Below are 19,705 nucleotides of genomic sequence, written 5' to 3'. Positions count from 1 at the left end.
GAGGATCGCGGGTGGTGACCGCGCCTGACCCGGACCATCTGAAAAACTCGGTATTGCATCAATTACCAGGGAGGTAGTAGCCGCGGGCAAGCGGGGACCGAGAGACCGGACGGACGGAAGGGCAGAGACCTCGCATTGACGAAGCACTTCGCTCGCAGGGTCAACGTGACTTGACGAACAGTACAGATTTGAGGTACGTACATCAGCATGGCGCGATCGTCCGGCCATGATGCTGTGGGAGGCGAATGCAATGACGGAGTTCAGTGTCGATCCAAGATTTGTCGTGAGGGATGAACAGGCTCTTCGGGAGCTGTTTCAACCGACGCATGCTCTGGCCGCTCAGAAGTGTCTGGGCGTACTCGACAGGCACGCACAGGAGTTCATCAGGCGATCGCCATTCCTGTGCATCGGCACCCAGAACCAGGATGGCAAAGCAGATGTCAGCCCGCGCGGCGATCCGGTCGGCTTCGTGAAAATCCTTGATCCGCACACATTGGCGATCCCGGACCGACCGGGCAACAATCGCCTCGATACGCTGGCCAATATTCTCACCAATCCCAGCGTTGGACTGCTCTTCATCATTCCGGGATTTGACGACACGCTTCGCGTGAATGGCGAAGCAAGGCTCGTGACCGACCCTGAAATCCTTGGGGATATGGGTGTCGGCGATCGTTTGCCCAAGCTCGCGATATTGGTCAGGGTGGGCGAGGTCTTCCTGCATTGCGCCAAGGCATTCAGGCGCTCTCATCTATGGGACCCGGAGCACTTTCAGGATCGCAGCGAGATGCCCTCGCTTTCAAAGATAATCCTGGATCAGACGACTGGCGCTCCGGCCGATGATATCGAAATGCGCAAAATAGATGACGCACTCGAAGACGCCTACAGGACGTCGCTCTACTGACGGCGAAGCCCTTGGCCCCGCGCCCGCATTGGATCGACCTGGCCGAGCCGATCGAGCGTCATGTCGGAAGTTGATCTCACAGCGCGAGGACCGAGTACGCTTTCTCGCAAACGATCGAGAAACGGCTGCTTTAACGATGCGCTGTTGCGAGCTTTGCGGCCAGCCCGACGAATACGAGGCCGGCAACGCGGTTCAGAATGACCTGGCTTCGGTCAGAGCGCTTCAACCAGGTGCTTATCGACCCGGCAAGCAGCGAGATGACGGCGAAAGACGTGAAGGCGCAGATGATGAAGATGCCGCCAAGCTGGAGCATCTGAAAAACGATGCTGCCGTTGGCGGCAGAGGTAAACTGGGGCAGAAATGCAAGGAAGAAGATCGCGACTTTCGGGTTCGTGACATTCATGACGACGCCGCGCGCCATCATTTGCCACATCGGCTTCACTTTCGCGGTTCCAGCCTCGAGTTCGTCCGGCACTGCCCGGAAGGCCTTGTAGGCCAGGTATACAAGATAACCCGCACCGATGAACTTCAGTGCATCGAAGGCAAATTGCGACGTCTGGAAAATTGCCGCGACACCCAAGGACACAGCGACCGTGTGAAAGACAAGGCCTATGCACAGCCCTGCGGTCACGGACAGCCCGACACCCCGGCCGTAGATCGCCGATTGCATCAACACGAACAAATTATCCGGACCTGGTACCCAGCATAGGATAGTTGCTGCGGCAGCAAACGTGATGACGGTCTCAAGTGAGAGCAATATCGGGAACTCCTGGGGCTAACGCCCAATACCACGCGGGATCTGGCGAAACTACCGATACCGGTGTGGACACAGTGTTATCTAAAACAGTTCCGCACCGGGCATGAGCCAGCGACACGGCGCACTCTTGGCCGCCGCGTCGCCCGAGCCTCCGCGTCGTGACGCCGACATGGTGTCGGCCAGAGTCAAAGTTAGCCTGTAAGGTGTCCGCCCATCACGTCGTTCCGTAATGACCCCTTGTCTGATCGGCAACGACCGATATGGCGCCGTCCACTGGTTCAGGTCCGGCGTCACTACCGCCTGGCGGTGGGGCTTCAAACGAGGGCTCGCAGCGGCGCCAGCGACAGTAGCGCGAGGGCCGAGATCGCGGCACCGGCGATCGCCAGCGGCGAGAGACCGACGGAGATGTAGGGAGCGACGGCCGTCGTTCCGAGTGCCGCTATGCCGAGGATCGCTGCGATGACGATTGCGGCGGCGCGCGAATGATCGCCGCGGGCAGCCGATATTGCCCGATGAAAGCCGATCGGCCCGCGAATGCCGAAGCCGAAATTCACGACCGCCCAAAGCGGGACGAGTGCCGAGAGGCTGCTGGCGCCTGTGAGTGCATAGGCCAGGATTGCCAGAAAGGCGCAGGGCATGATGGCCGTGCCCGCGCGGATCGTCCGCAGGGTGCCGAATTTTGCCGCGAGCCATGCAGACGAATTCGCGGCCAGAATGAAGATGGCGATGCCGCAGACCTGCAGCATGACGAAGTCCTCGATCCCCCTGTCGAGCGGGCCGGTCAGGACGGCCGGCAGGCCGAAGACGAAAACGAGGAGGGCGCCCAGGCTCAGAGCCTGGCTCGACGCATAGCTCAGAAATTCGCGGTTCTTCAGAATGGCGAAGTAGCTGTGGTGGTCTTCCATCTGCTGTCGACGCGGGAAATGGGCGCGCTGCCAGAAAACGGCTGCGGCGACCAGCGCAGAGAGCGCTGCCAGCAGGACGAAGGAAATCTCCCAGCCGCCAAATTCCAGCAGCCAGGCTCCGGCGATGGGGGCGAGCGCCGGCGCCAGGGACTCGACGGAACCGAGCCGCCCCATGGCGGCGGCCGCCTTGTCGGGCGGATAGAGGCCATGGATAAAACCCGGCGCAAAGACAGCCGGGCCGGAGCCGAAGGCACCTTGAGCAAAGCGCAGCGCAATCAGCCATTCGATCGACGGTGATTCAGCCGCTAAGAGCGAAGCAATCCCGAACAGGGCAAGCGACCAGATCAGCAGCTTGCGTGGATCATGCCGCGCACCGAGTTCGCCGAAGGTCAGCAGCCCGACCAGCGTGCCGAACGCGTAAGCCGCCAGCACGAGCTGTGCGGCCTCGATGCTTCCCCCGAGCTGCCCCGGCAGGCTCGGGATGGCCGGAAGCACCAGATCGGTGCCGGCAATGCCCAGAACGGTTCCGCCGGCGATCAGGATGAACAGGACTGAGGGTTTCGAGCGTGTGGTCATCGGTCTCTTGGTATCAGAGCCGGATCTTGCGACCAATTGCGTCCCGTTGATTTCTGCTATTCAAATGTTTGATCTTTTTGAGGTGTTTCAGCGGGGCCGCGTATGGCGCAGAGCGGGCAGAGAGGTGATCCACCGGCGACCCTCACTTTGGGACAGGCACGGATCGATGGGTATCACAGACGCGGCGCGCTGATGGCCGCCGCGTCGCCGCATCGATCAATGCGTTGCGGGTTCGAGATAGCGGCGCAGATTGTCGCTGATCTGTTCGATCGCGGCTTCCGTGGAAGGTACATTGCGGATCGCGTTCAACAGCACGAAGTCATGGATCGTGCCGTTGTAGCGGGCCGCAGCCACGGTCACGCCGGCTTCCTTCAGTTTGCGGGCATAGGCCTCGCCCTCGTCGCGCAGCGGATCGTTCTCGGCAGTGATGACGAGAGCCGGCGGCAGGCCCTTGAGCTGATCAATGCTGGCGCGCAGCGGCGATACATAGGGGTTGTCGCGGGTCTTGGCGTCGGGCGCGTAGAGATCCCAGCCGTATTTCATGAATGCGCGCGCCAGGAAGCGCTGCTCGCCATATTCGTGATAGGAGCCCGTGTCGACGCTGGCATCGGTTGCGGGGATCAGAAGAGCCTGGAAGCTGATCTTCGGGCCGTTGCGGTCCTTGGCCATGATTGTCAGCGCTGCGGCCATGTTGCCGCCGACCGAATTGCCGGCAACCGCGATCCGGCTTCCATCCGCACCGAACTCTTCAGCGTGAGCCGCCACCCATTTCAGCACGGCATAGGATTGATCGAGCTGCGTGGGAAAACGTGCTTCAGGCAGGGACGTATATTCGACGAAGACGCCAACCTGGCCGGAACCAACAACGAGATCGCGCAGAAGGCGCTGATGGTTTTCAAAATTGCCGACGATCCAGACGCCGCCGTGAATGAAGAGCAGCACGCCGGGTTTGCCGGTGATGTGCTCGGGCTTCATGATGTAGATCTTCACGCTCAGCCCATCCTCAGTGATGGTCTGCTCGGTCGTGGTCACACCCGACATGTCGACCGGCGTCATGTTCTGAAGCCCGGTCAGGATCTCCTGGGGCTTGGGCTGCGGCAGTTCCCAGAACGGGCTTGGATCCTTGTTGATTTCGGTGAGGAAGGCACGGACCTGGGGGTCGATCCGCGGGTCGGTGGCAGCGTCCGGCGCCGCTTGAGCGGGCTGAATCATGAGAGTTACTCCGAGGCTGAGGGTTGCGAGTAGGGGCAAGAGTTTCACGGTCTTTCTCTCCGGGAAGGTTGCACGCGCCCTATTGGTAGCCCCCGACCGGAAGCTTCCGCTTCTGTCAAATGACCAGTCCGGTGACAGGTCGGTGGTCAGCTTTCAGGAGTTACGGCGTCAGTCAGAATGGGACGCAGCCCCGAGCGCGACGTGACGCCGGTCTTCGCAAAGATGCGATGAAGGTGGTAGCCGACGGTGCGATGCGACAGATAAAGCCTGCCGCCGATTTCCTTGTTCGACAGACCCTCGGCAGCAAGCTGGGCGATATGCAGCTCCTGTGGGGTCAGCATCTCCCAGACATATTCGGTTCGCCTGCGGCTCGTTTCTCCCGAAGCGCGCAGTTCCTCGCGCGCACGCTCGCTCCAGGGCAGGGCGCTCAGCGCATCGAAGATGTCGCGGGCCTCGCGCAACGGCGCTCTCGCATCGGCGGACCGACGCTGGCGGCGCAGCCATATGCCATAGGCCAGCAGAAGACGTCCTCTCAGGAAAGGCCACTTGCTTGCGCCCGGCCCGAGACCCTGCAGATAGAACCGCTCGGCCTCCTCGGGTGTTGCGAGCAGTGCCTTGCCATAGGAGAGCATCGTTTCGACCCACGGCACTGGCGACGGACCGGCGACACGCTGCATCTCCTCGATCACCTCCTCGGCGGTTTCGGCATGTCCGGAGAAGACTGCGGCCTCCACGAAATCAGCGAGACCGAAGAATTGCAGGCCGGAGTTGAAAGCCGGGTCGGCAGGGATAAAAAGACGCCGCAGATGCTCATAGGCCTCCCAATGCCGGCCTGCGCCGATGGCGGCCGTGCCGCGCGCGATCTGCAGCATTGCCAGCAGGAAACTCGCGCCGACAGAGACGACCAGGCGTTCTGCCTGGGCCGCATAGACCTGTGACTGGTCCAGATTGCCCATCATGCCCGCAAGCCTCGCCTTGACGATCGTGGCCGCGGCAATCCAAAGCGTTCCTCCCGTTTCTTCGGCGAAGCGAACAGATTCTTCGGCCTCCCGCATCGCGCCCGTCCAGTCGCCGACTTCCATTTCTGCCCAGGCTTGAGCAAAGAGCACGCGCGCGAGGTCGCTGAGCCGCGCCTGATCGCGCAGTGCGGCAGCCGAATAAGTGAGGAAACTGACGCCGAGGTCGAAGGCGCCGATGACATTGGCCGCACTGCCGAGAATGCGCGCCGCGACCGGATTGCCACCGCTCGTGCCGGCAAGCTGCTGGAGCTTGCCCGATATTTCGCCCCCAAGATGAAGCGGCTCAACGTAAGCGGATATCGCGATCAGGCATGGATCGGTATCGGGCAATTCTAGCCTGTTTGCCGCCATCAGGATGCTTTTGCGAAGATCCCCGTCCGCATTGCTCCACCAGCAGCGCTGCGCGGCGCGCCAGAGCAGGTTGCTTGCGAGATCCGTGGCGCCGGCAGCATTGGCCTCAGCGGCGAGGCCAACCAGACTGGGGATTTTTCCGGGATCGTTGACCATCGGAGGCTGGCCCATCTCGCGGCACCAACCGATCCGCGCCGATGCGACAGGATCAGGCTCGCTGACATTGGCCTGGCGCAGCAGACGCTCCAGCAGGTCCGGCTGGCCGAGATCGGCGGCAAGCTCGGCGGCGCGCAGGAAACGGTCGCTGCTGGCTCTCGGCGTGCTGCTCAGTGCCGCCGCTTTTTCGAGAACCTCGATTGCCATGGCGACGGCACCTTTGCGCAAGGCCCGGCCGGCCATGGCATCATATTCGCCCGCCAGTTCTTCATCCGGTCCGATCGTCGCTGCCGCACGATGCCATAAATGCCGGTCCAGCTCTTGATGAACGATCTCGGCAAGGGCGGCATGGATCCGGTGCCGCGTCGTCAGATCTGCCGCCTGGTGCATCGCCGAACGCACCAGCGGATGCCGGAACTGCACCTCCGTTTCGTCAAGGTCGATCAGCCTGGCGGCAATGGCCGGCGTCAGGGCGCTGACATCCACCTCTTCGCCCAACACGGCTTTTCCGGCGCGCAGGACTTCGTGGAGCGATGTCCCGTCGTTTTCCGCCGCCACGAACAGCAGCATCCGGGTTGCAGCGGGAAGATCGGTCAGACGGGACGAGAAGGCGCGTTCCAGGCGTTCCGTCAGCGGAAGCCATGTCGTATCCTTGATATCAGCCGCTCGCCTGTCGCGCGGCAGTTCCAGCAGTGCGAGGGGATTGCCCGCGGCCTCCTCGAGGAAGCGGCTGCGCAGATCGGCCGAAAGATCAGGCGCATGGGCGTCCAGCAGGTGCCCGGCGTCGGCTTCGCCAAGCCCCGAAAGCCGAAGCCGCAGGTGGGAGGGATCGTCGAACAGGCGGTCGAAGCCATCGCGCATGGCCGCGAACAGAACGATAGGATCCGAACTCAGCCTGCGTGAGATGAAGGCCAGCACCTCATAGGTCGCCTCGTCCAGCCATTGGGCATCGTCGGCAATGAGCAGGATGGGCTTCAGCGCCGCACTTTCCGTCAGAAGGGACAGTGCCGCGAGCGCCACCAGAAAGATGTCGGGTGCGCCCGTGTCATCATGCATGCCGAAAGCGGAGAACAAGGCAGATCGCTGACGGGGAACCAGGTTGACGGCCTCCTTCATCAGCGGGCGAAGCGCCTGCTCGAGCGCTGCGAAGGGCAGATGAACCTCAGCCAGAACGCCGGTCATGCTCAAGACCGTCAGATCGCGCTCGCGCGCCCGATGCCTGGCCTGCTCGAGGAGTGCGGATTTTCCAATCCCTGGCTCGCCGCTGATCACGAGCGTCGATCCGCCCTGGTCGATCCGCGCGATCATCTTGTCGATCAGGGCAATGTCGCGGTCCCGGCCTTGCAGGAATTCAGACCGGGAGACGGGGGCACCCTTGCGCTGTCTGCGCCGCGGCGACCCGATCTTGTCCGACTGCTTGGCCATCAACTTACCGCTGCTTGCTCTGATCCGCGCGGAGGAATGCAGAGGGATCGAATTCCTGGCTATGGTTCAGCAACTGCCGAAGCGTCGCCTTATCATTGAGCGTGCCATTCACGGGCATATCCGTAAAGCAGCTTCCACCCGGGACGAGGAACCCGGATTGCGGCCAGGAGGAATGAGCGCTGCCGCATGCGATCAAATAACGCCGATGTACAGCGACGTTCGCAAATTTGTCATATCCGCTGGTTAGAAGCGGCGATCGGCGCGCAGCCTGTCGAGGGACTCAGTTGCCGCGCCTTCTTTTTCCTGGAATGAGACCCATGCAGAACAATCCGGCAGTGATCATCGAGGGCGCAACCGTGGTTTTCGGAGACCGTCTGGAGCGCGCTTCCGTGCGTATCGAAGACGGCCGGATCACCGGTATCGACGGTCAGCGCGACGGAGCTGATGTCGTTGACGGACGCGGCCATCTGCTCGGTCCGGCTTTCGTGGACATTCATGGCGATGCCTTCGAGCGGCAGGTCATGCCGCGGCCCGGCACCATGCTGCCTGTTCCTGCCGCGCTGCTCGAAACCGACCGCCAGCTTGCCGCTAACGGCATCGCGACGGCCTATCATGCGCTGACGCTCAGCTGGGAGCCGGGGCTTCGCTCGGTCGAAACCGGTTATGCCATCGTGCGTGCGCTCGATGCGCTCACGCCGCGGCTGACCGTGGACAATCGCGTGCAGCTTCGCTGGGAAACCTTCTGCTTCGAAGCGGTCGATCTCATCCGCGAGGCGCTGGCCGGTCCGCGCCTGCCGTCGATTGCCTTTAACGATCACACGTCGATGGTGATGCTGCATCCGTCGATCCCGCTGCAGGAGCGGCCCTTCGACCTCGATCCGGCCTTCCCGACAGTGGATCCCGAAACGCCTGCCTTCGCCGAGAAGATGGCGGAACGCGCCAAGCGGGCGAAGATCCCGGTGGCGGATATGGTGGCGCTAGTGCGCAACATGTGGGAGCGCCGGCCGCAGGTGCCTGACGCGATCGAGGAAGTGGCAGCACTCGGAAAGGCCGCCGGCGCGCCGATGCTGTCGCATGACGACAGCCAGATCGAGACGCGCGATTTCTTCCGCCAGCGCGGCGCGCGGATCTGCGAATTCCCTATGAACCGGCGGGTTGCGCGGGCCGCCCGCGATGCCGGTGACTTCATCGTCTTCGGCGCACCGAACGCCACGCGCGGCGGCAGCCATCTCGCCTCGATTGGCGCGGCCGACATGATCCGCGAAGGGCTCTGCGATATTCTCGCCTCGGACTATTACTATCCGGCGATGCTGCTCGGCCTTGCAAGGCTCAAGGCCGATGGCGTGGCGCCGCTCCATGCGCTCTGGCCACTCGTCTCTGATAATCCGGCGCGTGCCTCGGGGCTTGCCGATCGCGGCGTCATCGAAGTCGGCAAGCGGGCGGACCTCGTGCTGGTCGATTGGCCCGAGGGTGCGGCACCCGCCGTGCGGCGCACCTGGGTCGGCGGCCGGCAAGCTTATGGCGCAGCGCCCGCTGGCCAGCTGGCAATGGCCTGACAGCGGCGGCATATCGCCGGACGCTGTCCAAACCGGCCGTGCGCGCTACATCGCAGGTATGGAAACGCTCTATGTCATGTTCATCTTCGCCGTAGCCATCGCGATCATCTATCTGGGCGGCAGATGGAATACGTCTGACGTCGACCATTATATGGGCTTCGATAATCTGCGCTCGCCCAACAAACCGAAAGCGTCTGATGGCGACAAGGATGCGGAGAAGGAATGAGGCCGCCGATACTTGCGGAGGTGTTCGGGGGCGGGGAGTTTGTGGAGAGGTAGGCTTCCGTCCTCACGACTGAAGACCCCGCCCCAAACCCCTCCCCACAAGGGGGAGGGGCTTAAACTGCCGCACCCGTCTTGCAAATTTTCGACGTTTCGGGAAAAGCGAGCCGGTGCTCCAAGGTAGTCCCTCCCCCTTGTGGGGAGGGGTTGGGGAGGGGTTTTTGACGGCACCAACGACTTGATCAGGAAGCCTCGCTAAATCTCGCTGAAGCCTCTGGCCTGCACACCGGCGATGACTTCGTCCGAGACCTGTTGCAGTTCCTGCCGCGAGGCGCCGTCACGTGCCTGGACGGACAATCCCTGCATGACGGCCACAAGATAGCGGGCAAGGGAAACTGCGCGTTCCTGGTCCAGCCACTGCCCCAGCGTCTCTGCGATCGTCTCCCGCATCGTGTTTCGCTGCTCTGCCATCTCGCGCGCCAGGTCCGCATGGTCAGGCCCGCACTGGATCATGCCGCTTGATATCATGCAGCCGCGCTCTCCCGCGGGGTCGGTAACGGCATCGATCGCCTTGTGCAGCAGCGTCTCGATCGTCTCCTGAAGGGTCGTGGTCGTTCTGATATGCCACAACGCCCCCCGCAGCCCGAAATAGCGATCGAGCGCCTCGCGGTAGAGCCCCGCCTTGCTGCCGAAAGCCGCATAGAGACTTGGGGGCGCGACGCCGATTGCGGCCGTCAGGTCATTCAGCGAGACACCTTCGTATCCATGCCTCCAGAAGAGGCGCATGGCGATATCGATCGCCTGATCCCTGTCGAAGCTTCGCGGGCCGTTGCGGCGTGTTTTCACAACCTTATCCATAGTGATCACTAAAGACTGCTTGACAGCAAAAGGCAAGCCGCTAGTTTGTAGTGATCACTAAAAATAAGGATTTTAGCATGGTGAAAATAATGCGCGGAATTTTAGTCGTGGTCCTGCTGCTGGGCCTGTCTTCCATGGCGATGGCGGCGGAGAAGGACTACACGGTGAAGGCGCCTGACGGCGTCGAGATCGCGGTTCAGGAATCGGGCGATCCCGCCGGTCCGGCGATCGTTTTCATCCACGGCCTGCTCGGCAGCCATCTGAACTGGGACATGCAGGTCGCCAGCCCCAAACTGCGGAACTATCGGCTGATCAGCTACGACATGCGCGGCCATGGCCTGTCGGGCAAGCCTGATGATGCCGAAGCTTATCGCGACGGGCGCCGCTGGGCGGACGATCTCTCGGCGGTCCTGAAGGCGACGGGTGCGAAAGAGCCTGTTCTCGTCGGCTGGTCGCTCGGCGGCGTCGTTATCTCAAACTATCTTGCCACCTATGGAGACGACGGCATTGGCGGGATCGTCTATGTCGATGGCGTCATCGAACTCAATGCCGCGCTGATCACATCCCATCCCGATGTCTATGCAGGCATGGCTTCGGATGATCTGAAGGTGCATCTCGATGCGGTGAAGACCTTCCTGGCTCTGTGTTTTGCGACGAAACCCGACACGGCAACCTTCGAGCGCTTGCTGTCCAATGCCGCGATGGCCTCTTGGGTCATGACGCGGACCGTCCCGTCGATGACCGTTTCCGCCGCCCAAGCCCTGCCCAAGGTGCGCGTGCCGGTGCTGCTGCTCTATGGCGGCAAGGACGATCTGGTGAATGTGGAGCCGAGCATCGCACGCGCCCGGTCGCTCAATCCGGCAGTCGAAACCAAGATCTACGCGAAATCGGGGCATGCGCCCTTCCTGGAAGAAGCGCCGCGCTTCAACCGTGATCTGGCAGAGTTCAGGGACGCGGTTGCCGGCAACTGAACTTGGGGAGAGGGGGCGGGCAGGGTGCCTCGCTCCCTTTGTGTCTTGTCCGCCCCCGGCGCAAAGCAATCGTCAGGCTGCAGCGCCGCGCCCGAGTGCTGCCGATTGCTGCAGGGTGATGGCATGGCGGAGTGGGTCGGCGTGGCGGTGCGCAAGCCGCCACTCTCCGCCCTCGCGCTGATAGACGAGCGTTACACGCAGTGCCCAATCCTGTGCGGGCAGGCCGCCGACTTCGACATTGGCGCGCTCGACGACGACAAGCACGATCATGTCGGTGCCGGCATAGGTCTGGATAAGATCCTGTTTCAGCGTGCCGTTCCTGAAGAAGCGGCTCATGCCATCCCAGGTCTTCTCGGTGATGTCGGCCTCGCGCGATGGCGTGCCACCGAAGGGTGACATGAGGGTGAAATCCTGCGTGCGCGGCACCAGCGTCCGGTAGGTGGCGACATCACCGCGCATCAGCGCGGCATTGGCTTTCTCCGATATCAGGGCGAGATCAGGCGCCTGCAGAGCCGCCCGGCTGCCGCCTGCACCGGCGGCAAGGGAGGCGAGACCGGCCGGGCCGGCAACGAGGAGGGATCGGCGAGACGGCGACATGGCATGTTCCTCTGCAAGGCTGGGTTCGGAAACGCGGTTGCAAAACCCGTGCTTCAGACATGCCCGTTTCCCGATGCTGAAGCCAATGATATGATTTCAGCGATATGCTGAATGAAACTGATCTTTCGCGGGCCGATCTCAATCTCCTCGTGCTTTTCGAAGCCGTCATCGAGGAGGGCCATGTCGGCCGCGCCGCCGACCGGCTGAACATCTCACCATCAGCCGTCAGCCACGGGCTTGGACGCCTGCGGCGCATGCTCAACGATCCGCTCTTCGTGAGGACGCCCAGAGGCGTGGTGGCGACCGCGCGCGCGGTTGAGCTGGCAGCACCTGTCGCCGATATCCTTGCCCGGGTGCGAAGCGTGATTTCGACGGCCGAGCCCTTCGATCCGGCAAGGTCGAGCCGCCGTTTCACGCTGGGGGCGCCGGATGGCGTTTCCGCGGTCTTCCTGTCCGCGCTGCTTGCCGGATTGGAAAGGACGGCACCCGGGGTCGATATCAGCATACGCCAGCTGCTGCCGGAACAGGGCGAGAGTTCGCCTGCGCGGGCCTGGCGCAATGCGTTTGCCGATCTGGAAGCCCGCGCCATGGATATCGCAGTGGTGCCTGCCGATGATATTCCGGCGCGCTTTCATAGTCTCACGCTCTACGAAGAGGATTTCGTCATTGCCATGCGCGCCGGCCATGCCTTCGCGCGGGAGGCGACGCTCGAGCGCTATGTCGGGATGCGGCATCTGGTCGTTTCGCTTGGTGGTGACCCGCACGGTTTCGTCGACACGGCGCTTGAACAGCGGGGCTTGAACAGGCGGATGGCGCTGACGGTGCCGAACTTCATGTTCGCGCTCGCCATCGCCGGCGACAGCGACATGCTGGTCGCCGTCCCCCGCCGCTTCGCCGCACTCTACGCCCCGCGCTTCGGCCTGGTGACGGTGGATGCTCCATTGCCGCTGCCGCGTTTCAAGCTGAGCGCGGTCGCCCCGCGCGCCGCGATGATGGATGCCGGCCTGAGCTGGCTGTTCGGGATGCTGCGGTCGGCATGCGAGGGTTCTGCGGGATCGGCCTGACTAAAGCATTTCCGGTTATCTCCGAATCACGGAAATGCTCTATCTCTTTGTTTTCACGCAATTCCGGACGCAAAACCGCTACACACTTTTGCTGGAATTGCTTTGGGAACGAAGGAATGCTTTCGGCTCCTGGCGAACAGAATGCTCATCGACTGCTCGCTCCAGATTGTCCCGTCAGTTCGTAGCGGGCGCGGCTCAGGCTGACCAGGCTGGCAATTGCCGCGCAGCCAGCCGAAAGGACGACCGCAAATTCGAGCGCGGCAGAGAGCGGCAATGTCGCGAAGATGAGCGACATGGAGATTCCGCCCAGGGTCTGGCCGAGAAGCCGTGCAGTGCCTTGCATCGCACCTGCCGCGCCGCTTCTGGCTTTCGGAGCCGAGAGAAGCAGAATGCGGTTGTTCGGCGTCTGGAACAGGCCGAAACCCAGGCCGGCAATCACCGTGCCGACCAGAAACGCGATGCCTCTCGGATCGGGCGGGCAGAGAGCCGCCACAAGGAGGCCGGCAGCCAGCAGCGCGCCGCCTGTCGCGCAAAGCCATGCGGTCTTGACGCGGTTTGCAAGACGTCCCGAAAATGGCGCGATGATCGCGGTCGCAACCGGCCAGGGCATCATGTAGAGACCGGCCAGAACCGGAGTCATGTGCAGCCTGTTCTGGAGATAGAAGGGCAGCGCGATGTAGCTCAGCATCTGGCCGCAGAAGCAGGATACCGAGGCCATGACCGCCACGCGGAATGCGGGTGCCGCCAGGAGATCCGTCGGAATGATCGGAGCATCGCTTTTGCGTTCCAGGCGCAGCAGGATGACAAGGCAAGCTACCGAGGCGGCAATGAGGAGCGTGCCGCTTGCCGGCGCAGTCGCTATCCGGTCGGTGCCGCAGAAGAAGAGGATGAACATCGATGTGTTGGCCAGCAAGGCCTTGACGTTCAGCTTTCGCTTCGTGCCCTGGATCTTGCCCAGCAGGCCGCCGCTGAGCAGCACGATGATGCCGAGCGGTATATTGACCGCAAAAAGCCAGGGCCAGGTCGTGACGGATAGGATGGCGCCGGCAATGCCTGGACCGGCAGCGGAAGAAATCGCGATGACCATGGCATTGACGCCGATGATCGGACCGAGCATGTGCTGCGGCAGGGCCGAGCGCAGGTTCATCATGGCAAGTGCCATGATCGCGCCCGCGCCGAGGCCCTGCGCGAAACGGGCAAGGATCAGCAGGGAAAGGTCGCCCGCGAAGGCGCAGGCAGCCGAAGCCGCGGTAAACAGCGCGACGCCGATCAGGAAGACCCGCCGCGCGCCGTAGATTTCCCCGAGCGCGCCACACGGAAGAAGGGCGACCAGCACGGCCAGCTGATAGGCTGAGACGACCCATACGGTGCTGCCCGCTTCCACGTGCAGCGAGAGCGCGATCGAGGGCAAGGCGACGTTGGCAATGGCGCCGTCCAGAACGACAAGAACAGCTGAGAGAAGGATGAGTGTGATGGCCATGTATTGTCGAGGCGATGCCGGGCCATCCTGAGAAATCGATGCGGTGGAGGCGAGGGACATTGAGAAACTCCCAATCGTTATCGGATGGCCTACTAGTTAAGCCTTGCCGATTGCGAGCGCCAGACGCAACGAAGTCAAACGACTGTTGCATAAAACGCCTTGCATGAGTAAACTGAGTCATGTCCGATCTCGACCTCAACCTCCTTGTGGCTCTGGATGCGCTGCTGCGCGAGAAAAGCGTATCGGCCGCTGCGCGCCGGCTTGGCCTCAGTACGTCAGCCATGAGCCGGACGCTGTCACGCTTGAGGGCTGCGCTCGGCGATCCGATCCTTGTGCCGGCCGGGCGCGGCATGGTCGCAACGCCCCATGCCCTGGCGATTGCCGAAGACGTGCATTCGTTGAAAGAAGCTGTGAAAGCGGTGCTCAGTCCGCCGTCAACAGTGGAAATCCGCGAGGTGCGCCGCGATTTCACCATCCGTGCCAATGAGGCGTTCGTGCTTATTTTTGCCGCGGGCCTGAGCGCTGCTGTGGCGAACGCGGCACCAGGCATAAGGCTTCGGTTTGCGCCGCGATCGGACAAGGACGTTCAATCCTTGAGAGACGCGGCCGTGGATCTGGATATCGGCGTCCTGCCGACGGAGAGCGGGGAACTACGTTGCCAGACCCTTTTTCAAGACCGGTATGTGGGTCTTGCACGGACAGGACACCCGATTTTCGATGCAGATCCGATCACGGTCGAGAGCTATGCCGCCTGGGGCCACGTACTCTTCTCACCGCACGCGGATTTTGCCGGTCCGGTCGACAGGGCGCTCGCCGAACTCGGCGTCTACCGCGATGTCAGACTGATCGTTCCAAGCTTTCCAGCAGTGATCGCGGTTGCGGCGGCATCCGATTTGATCGGCGCGATTCCGAATTCTTATCGCAAATCCGCCGCAACAAGCCAGATCAGGACGTTTGACCTGCCGGTCGCCGTGCCGGGTTTCGACATCGTCCAGGCGTGGCACCCGCGGATGGATGCAGATCCCGTTCATCGTTGGCTGAGAGCGCTGATCTTTGAAACGTTCAAGTCAATGAACTGAGTGTGCGTTCGATCGTTGAAGAGTCGCGGCGCCGAAGAAACAAGACCCCGCCCCACGAGGGGGAGGGGCTTAACCTGCCTCTCCCACTTTCCACATCTTTGACGTTTCTGGAGGAGTGAGGCGGGTGCCACGAGGAGTCCCTCCCGCCCTTGTGGGGAGGGGTTTGATCGGGCTCCACCTTTCCTCCGTCATCCCAGGGGCGGGGCGTTCGTCGAGAGCTAAAGCGCAACTGCGGTCTGCCGGTAAGCTTCTTCGCGACAATAACCGGACCCGCGCTTTGGCGCGTGCCGCTTTGCCCGCCGATTGACAGACCATCAACAGGTCATCGGCCAGCTTGTTCCCGCGTGATCGACATATTCATCCGAATATAACGCCGTTGTATACGGCCGAATATCATGCTAGCGGTCGGCTTCATCCTGGAGAACCTATGCCCATGATCGCCCGTCTCGCTTTCGTTGCGAAAATCGCCATTGCTATCAGTGGTTTATTGCTATCTGCCCCGGCCTGGGCCGACCGTCTGGTTACCGACCAGATCGGCAGAGAGGTGGACATCCCGGATGTCGTCAGCCGTGTCGTCATCCTGCAACACCAGACGCTCAACATCGCCGTGCAGATGGATGCGATGGACAAGGTGGTCGGTGTACTCGACGAGTGGAAGAAGCAGCTCGGCGCCAATTATGTGCGTCTCGCACCGCAGCTTCCGAACCTTGCCATGCCGGGTGGCCTCACCAAGGTCAATATCGAGGAGTTGCTGAAGCTGAAGCCGGATGTGGTGTTCGTCACCAACTACGCGCCGGCCGACATGGTCAAGCAGATCGAGGATGCCGGCCTTGCCGTCGTCGCCATCTCGCTGCTCGACGTGCCGCCGGCGGAAGCCGTCAAGCTCAATCCGAGCGTCAAGGACGAGCCGGCTGCGATCGACGCCGGTTTCGCGACCGGCGTGCGGCTGATCGCCGACGTGCTTGACCGCAAGGAAAAGGGCGAGGAGATGATCGCGGTCACCAAGAAGACCCGCAAGCTCGTTGCCGACCGGCTCGCCGACATCCCGGAAGACAAGCGCGTCGCCACCTACATGGCCAATCCGGACCTCTCCACCTATGGCCGCGGCAAATATACCGGCCTGATGATGGAGCGCGCCGGCGCCCGCAACGTTGCGAACTCGATCGCCGGTTTCAAGCAGGTGTCGATGGAAGACGTCCTGAAATGGAACCCGGCTGTCATCTTCGTCCAGGAGCGTTATCCGGCCGTCGTCGACGAGATCAGGAAGGGTGCTTCCTGGCAGACGATCGATGCCGTCAAGGACGGCAAGGTCTACCTGATGCCGGAATATGCCAAGGCATGGGGTTATCCGATGCCGGAAGCCATGTCGCTCGGTGAGCTCTGGATGGCCAAGGAGCTTTATCCCGAGCGGTTCAAGGATATCGACATGCAGAAGGAAGCGGATGCCTATTACAGGGAGTTTTACCGCACCGACTATCGCCCTGCGCAATGAGTGACGACGTCTTCCCGCGACGCCCGCCATCCGTGATCATCGCCATCCTGTCGGTCATTCTGGCGCTCGTCGCGGTCGCTTCCCTTGGCATAGGCCGTTACGACATTCCGTTCGCGCGGGTAATCGAGATCCTTCGGGCGCCGATTTCCCCGCCGGACGTACCGGTAACGCCGACGGAGGCAAATGTCGTCTTCACAGTGCGCATGCCGCGCATCCTGCTGGCGCTTCTGACCGGCGCGGGTCTCGCACTCTCCGGCGCCACGATGCAAGGTGTGTTCCGCAATCCGCTCGTGGGGCCGCAGGTAATGGGCGTCTCCTCGGGTGCTGCCTTCGGTGGTGTGCTCGCCATCCTCTTCGGCTTTCCGCGTTACGGGCTGCTTGGCTCGGCCTTCGTCTTCGGGCTTTCGGCACTGGTTCTGGTCTATGCGCTGAACGGTATCGTCGCGCGGCGGAATATCCTGGCGCTGGTACTGGCCGGTGTCGTCGTCACCGGCTTCTTCGGCGCCCTGGTGAGCCTCGTCCAATATCTTGCCGATACGTAAGACAAGCTGCCGGCCATGGTCTTCTGGCTGCTCGGCAGTTTCGCCACCGGCAATTGGGAGAAGTTCGGGTTGATCGCCGCACCCGTTCTGATCTGCAGCTTGCTGCTGCTCGGCCTGCGCTGGCGCATCAATCTGCTCTCCATCGGCGATGAGGATGCCCGCGCCCTCGGCGTCAATGTCGAGCCGCTCCGTTGGCTGATCCTGATCCTCGTCTCCTGCATCGTATCGGCGCAGGTGGCGGTCAGCGGCATTATCGGCTGGGTCGGGCTGGTCGTGCCGCATATGGCGCGCATGCTGGTCGGCCCCGATCACCGGGTGATGATGCCGGCCTCGTTGATCATCGGCGCGCTCTACCTGCTGATAATCGATACCGTCGCCCGCACTGCCACAGCCACGGAAATCCCGCTCGGTATCCTGACCGCGCTGATCGGCACGCCGGTCTTCGCGCTGGTGTTGAAACAGACCCAGCGAGGCGCACGTGGATTCTGATCCGGTCATGCTGCGCATCGAGGCCGTCAGCCAGTCCTATGACGGCGAGCGCTGGCAGTTGCGCAATCTCGACTTCGACCTGAGAGCAGGGGAGATCACCGCTATCCTGGGGCCGAACGGCCGCGGCAAATCGACATTGCTGCGGGTTCTGGCGGGACTTCTGAAGCCAACCTCCGGCCGGATGGAACTCAATCGGGGCACCGGCTTCGTACCACAGGAATTCATCGGCTCCTTTCCCTATTCGGTGCTGGATGTGGTGCTGATGGGCCGCGCCCGGCATATCCCGGTTTTCCAGACGCCGCGAAAGCGCGATGTGGAAAAGGCGATGGAGGCACTCAGCGCCACCGGCATGGCCGACTACGCGTCGCGCAATATCGAGGCTTTGTCCGGCGGCGAGCGCCAACTCGTGCTGATTGCCCGTGCGCTTGCGGGTGAGAATGCGGTTCTGTTGCTCGACGAGCCGGCTTCCGCACTCGACCTGAAAAATCAGGATGTCGTGCTCTCCCTGCTCAGCGAATTGGCCGACCGTGAAAAGCTCGCCATTGCCTTTACCACCCATCAGCCCAACCACGCAGTCGCCGTGGCTGACAAGGTGCTGCTCATGCTGCCACAGACGAGAACCATCTTTGGCGCAACCGAAAAGGTGATGACGGAAGCCCATCTGGAAGCCCTTTATGGCATTCCGATCCTGTCAGCACGCCTCGGCAGCGGTGAGCGTGAAGAAACCGCTTTCGTACCGCTCTTCCGGCAAAGAGATCGAAAAGGCGAACGTTGATGACCCAATCCGTGAAGGTGCTCTCCGCTGGCAGCATGCGGCATGTATTTCCTGCCATCATTGGCGCTTTCGGGCAGATGACGGGTATCGGGATTTCGCTGTCACTTGGACCTGCCGGCCTGTTGCGCGAGCGGATCGAGGCGGGCGAAGCATTCCATCTTTTTGCTTCGGCCAATATGGCGCATCCGCGACGTCTCGCTTCTCTCGGCATCACGGAAGAGCCTATCTGCTTCGCGCGCAATCGGCTTTGCGTGATCGCACGCGCCGATCTCGGCCTCGCGACGGAGAATTTTCTCGACATCCTGTCAGATCCTGCGGTGAAGATCGGCACGTCGACGCCAGGCGACGATCCTTCCGGGGACTATGCTTTTGAAGTTTTCGACCTTGTGGAGGCGAAGCATCCAGGCATGGGCGTCGCGCTGAAAGCTCGCGCGCGGCAACTGGTCGGCGGCCGCAATTCGCCGCCGACACCGCCCGGCAAGGATGGCGGTTATCTGATCGCTGACGGCGAAGCTGACCTTTTCCTGAGCTATTATTCCAACGCCCGGCTGCTGGAGGCCGATCCGGCTTTCCGCGTCGTCGAAATCCCGGCGGAATTCTCTCCCAAGGTCGAATATGGTTTAGGGCTGTGCAAGGGCGCTCCGAACGATGCGAGAGAACTGCGCGATTTTCTCCTATCCGATCAGGGACAGGAGATATTGAAAGGAGCAGGCTTTTCGCGGGTCGGCTAGATTTTGCAGATGCAATCCCGAACTCCCTCGCAAAACTTGGCCGATCCAGAACATTTGTTGGCAGCTTCGCGAAATCCGGCCCCCATCCGGAATGCTAGTCTCGCCCCACTTGCTTCCATTTCGAAAGGCCGCTGCCCGTGCTTCTGGATCGTTCCCGTCTCCCCGTCGTCTTCATCCGCACCAATGCCGATGAAGAGGCTTCCATCAATGATCAGATCGAGGCCCTGCTGGAGGAGCGGCGGCCGTTCGTGCTCGTCACGGATCACGCGCCTGACGATCACGAGGAGGAGACGCAGGAGAAGCGCAAGGAGCGGGCGCTGTTTTTCAAGAAGATCAAGGACCGGATGAGGGCCTATTGCCGCGGCATGATCGTCATCGATGGCGGCAGGCCGATGTCGCCAGCGATCAAGATCGCGGCTGTCACGGCCGGAAAGGCGTTTGGCTTCGCGATCGTCTTTGCGGCGAACGAAGCGGAGGCGGAGCGGAAGGGACGGAGCCTCATCGGCAGCAGGGACGATGCGTGGTTACTCTGACCTCCGGCTTCTGT

17 protein-coding genes and 1 pseudogene are annotated in these 19,705 nt (G+C 62.2%); 11 read left to right on the top strand and 7 right to left on the bottom strand.

Annotated features, from left to right (window positions below):
• Positions 1-250: 250 nt before the first annotated feature.
• The gene (locus AC1DNW_RS05770) at positions 251-901 is read left to right on the top strand and encodes a pyridoxamine 5'-phosphate oxidase family protein (RefSeq protein ID WP_113311398.1); all 651 of its coding nucleotides are present in this window, start codon (positions 251-253) and stop codon (positions 899-901) included.
• 130 nt (positions 902-1,031) lie between these two features.
• Here AC1DNW_RS05770 and AC1DNW_RS05765 read toward each other — a convergent pair whose 3' ends face one another.
• The 4 genes from AC1DNW_RS05765 to AC1DNW_RS05750 all read right to left on the bottom strand — a co-directional run bounded on the left by AC1DNW_RS05765 (position 1,032) and on the right by AC1DNW_RS05750 (position 7,302).
• Positions 1,032-1,658, bottom strand: a complete 627-nt coding sequence (locus tag AC1DNW_RS05765; RefSeq protein WP_113311338.1) for a LysE family translocator — start codon at positions 1,656-1,658, stop codon at positions 1,032-1,034.
• Positions 1,659-1,972: 314 nt separating this feature from the next.
• Positions 1,973-3,139 (bottom strand): MFS transporter, encoded by a 1,167-nt coding sequence (locus AC1DNW_RS05760; RefSeq protein WP_113311337.1) that lies wholly within the window; start codon positions 3,137-3,139, stop codon positions 1,973-1,975.
• A gap of 216 nt (positions 3,140-3,355) precedes the next feature.
• Positions 3,356-4,351, bottom strand: coding sequence for an alpha/beta hydrolase (locus AC1DNW_RS05755; RefSeq protein ID WP_113311336.1), 996 nt, complete (start codon positions 4,349-4,351; stop codon positions 3,356-3,358).
• A 146-nt stretch (positions 4,352-4,497) separates the two neighbouring features.
• The gene (locus tag AC1DNW_RS05750) at positions 4,498-7,302 is read right to left on the bottom strand and encodes a helix-turn-helix transcriptional regulator (RefSeq protein WP_113311335.1); all 2,805 of its coding nucleotides are present in this window, start codon (positions 7,300-7,302) and stop codon (positions 4,498-4,500) included.
• Positions 7,303-7,619: 317 nt separating this feature from the next.
• On the opposite strand from AC1DNW_RS05750, the gene AC1DNW_RS05745 reads away from it, so the two are divergent.
• Together AC1DNW_RS05745 and AC1DNW_RS05740 are read left to right on the top strand one after the other, a co-directional pair.
• Positions 7,620-8,858 (top strand): alpha-D-ribose 1-methylphosphonate 5-triphosphate diphosphatase, encoded by a 1,239-nt coding sequence (locus AC1DNW_RS05745; protein ID WP_113311334.1) that lies wholly within the window; start codon positions 7,620-7,622, stop codon positions 8,856-8,858.
• On the top strand, positions 8,821-9,084 hold the full coding sequence (locus tag AC1DNW_RS05740) for a hypothetical protein (protein WP_113311333.1): 264 nt from the start codon (positions 8,821-8,823) through the stop codon (positions 9,082-9,084). Before AC1DNW_RS05745 ends, AC1DNW_RS05740 begins: the two co-directional genes overlap by 38 nt.
• 251 nt (positions 9,085-9,335) lie before the next feature.
• Here the strand turns inward: AC1DNW_RS05740 and AC1DNW_RS05735 are convergent, their stop codons facing one another.
• Positions 9,336-9,938, bottom strand: coding sequence for a TetR/AcrR family transcriptional regulator (locus AC1DNW_RS05735; RefSeq protein WP_113311332.1), 603 nt, complete (start codon positions 9,936-9,938; stop codon positions 9,336-9,338).
• 89 nt (positions 9,939-10,027) lie between these two features.
• Between AC1DNW_RS05735 and AC1DNW_RS05730 the strand changes: the two genes are divergently transcribed.
• Entirely contained in the window at positions 10,028-10,909 is an 882-nt protein-coding gene (locus tag AC1DNW_RS05730; protein WP_477852176.1) for an alpha/beta fold hydrolase, read from the top strand.
• Positions 10,910-10,981: 72 nt separating this feature from the next.
• Here AC1DNW_RS05730 and AC1DNW_RS05725 read toward each other — a convergent pair whose 3' ends face one another.
• Positions 10,982-11,506, bottom strand: a complete 525-nt coding sequence (locus AC1DNW_RS05725; protein ID WP_113311330.1) for a nuclear transport factor 2 family protein — start codon at positions 11,504-11,506, stop codon at positions 10,982-10,984.
• 104 nt (positions 11,507-11,610) lie between these two features.
• Between AC1DNW_RS05725 and AC1DNW_RS05720 the strand changes: the two genes are divergently transcribed.
• Complete coding sequence (locus AC1DNW_RS05720) at positions 11,611-12,570, top strand: LysR family transcriptional regulator (RefSeq protein WP_113311329.1); 960 nt, start codon at positions 11,611-11,613, stop codon at positions 12,568-12,570.
• Positions 12,571-12,715: 145 nt separating this feature from the next.
• Here the strand turns inward: AC1DNW_RS05720 and AC1DNW_RS05715 are convergent, their stop codons facing one another.
• Complete coding sequence (locus tag AC1DNW_RS05715) at positions 12,716-14,050, bottom strand: MFS transporter (protein WP_113311328.1); 1,335 nt, start codon at positions 14,048-14,050, stop codon at positions 12,716-12,718.
• A 179-nt stretch (positions 14,051-14,229) separates the two neighbouring features.
• Here AC1DNW_RS05715 and AC1DNW_RS05710 point away from each other — a divergent pair, with 179 nt between their 5' ends.
• From AC1DNW_RS05710 to AC1DNW_RS05685, 6 genes and pseudogenes are all read left to right on the top strand, one after another.
• Positions 14,230-15,129, top strand: coding sequence for a LysR family transcriptional regulator (locus tag AC1DNW_RS05710; protein WP_113311327.1), 900 nt, complete (start codon positions 14,230-14,232; stop codon positions 15,127-15,129).
• A 427-nt stretch (positions 15,130-15,556) separates the two neighbouring features.
• Complete coding sequence (locus AC1DNW_RS05705; RefSeq protein ID WP_477852175.1) at positions 15,557-16,621, top strand: ABC transporter substrate-binding protein; 1,065 nt, start codon at positions 15,557-15,559, stop codon at positions 16,619-16,621.
• Positions 16,618-17,652 (top strand): annotated as a pseudogene (locus AC1DNW_RS05700) (FecCD family ABC transporter permease). Before AC1DNW_RS05705 ends, AC1DNW_RS05700 begins: the two are co-directional and overlap by 4 nt.
• The gene (locus AC1DNW_RS05695; RefSeq protein ID WP_477852173.1) at positions 17,642-18,427 is read left to right on the top strand and encodes an ABC transporter ATP-binding protein; all 786 of its coding nucleotides are present in this window, start codon (positions 17,642-17,644) and stop codon (positions 18,425-18,427) included. Before AC1DNW_RS05700 ends, AC1DNW_RS05695 begins: the two are co-directional and overlap by 11 nt.
• Positions 18,427-19,158, top strand: coding sequence for a molybdate ABC transporter substrate-binding protein (locus AC1DNW_RS05690; RefSeq protein ID WP_113311326.1), 732 nt, complete (start codon positions 18,427-18,429; stop codon positions 19,156-19,158). The genes AC1DNW_RS05695 and AC1DNW_RS05690 overlap by 1 nt, the downstream gene beginning before the upstream one ends.
• A gap of 137 nt (positions 19,159-19,295) precedes the next feature.
• Positions 19,296-19,691, top strand: coding sequence for a hypothetical protein (locus AC1DNW_RS05685; RefSeq protein ID WP_113311325.1), 396 nt, complete (start codon positions 19,296-19,298; stop codon positions 19,689-19,691).
• Positions 19,692-19,705 lie beyond the last annotated feature (14 nt).

The sequence above is a fragment of the Rhizobium sp. 05L429 genome, assembly GCF_056397645.1.
This window is presented reverse-complemented; position numbering and strand designations above follow the sequence as displayed.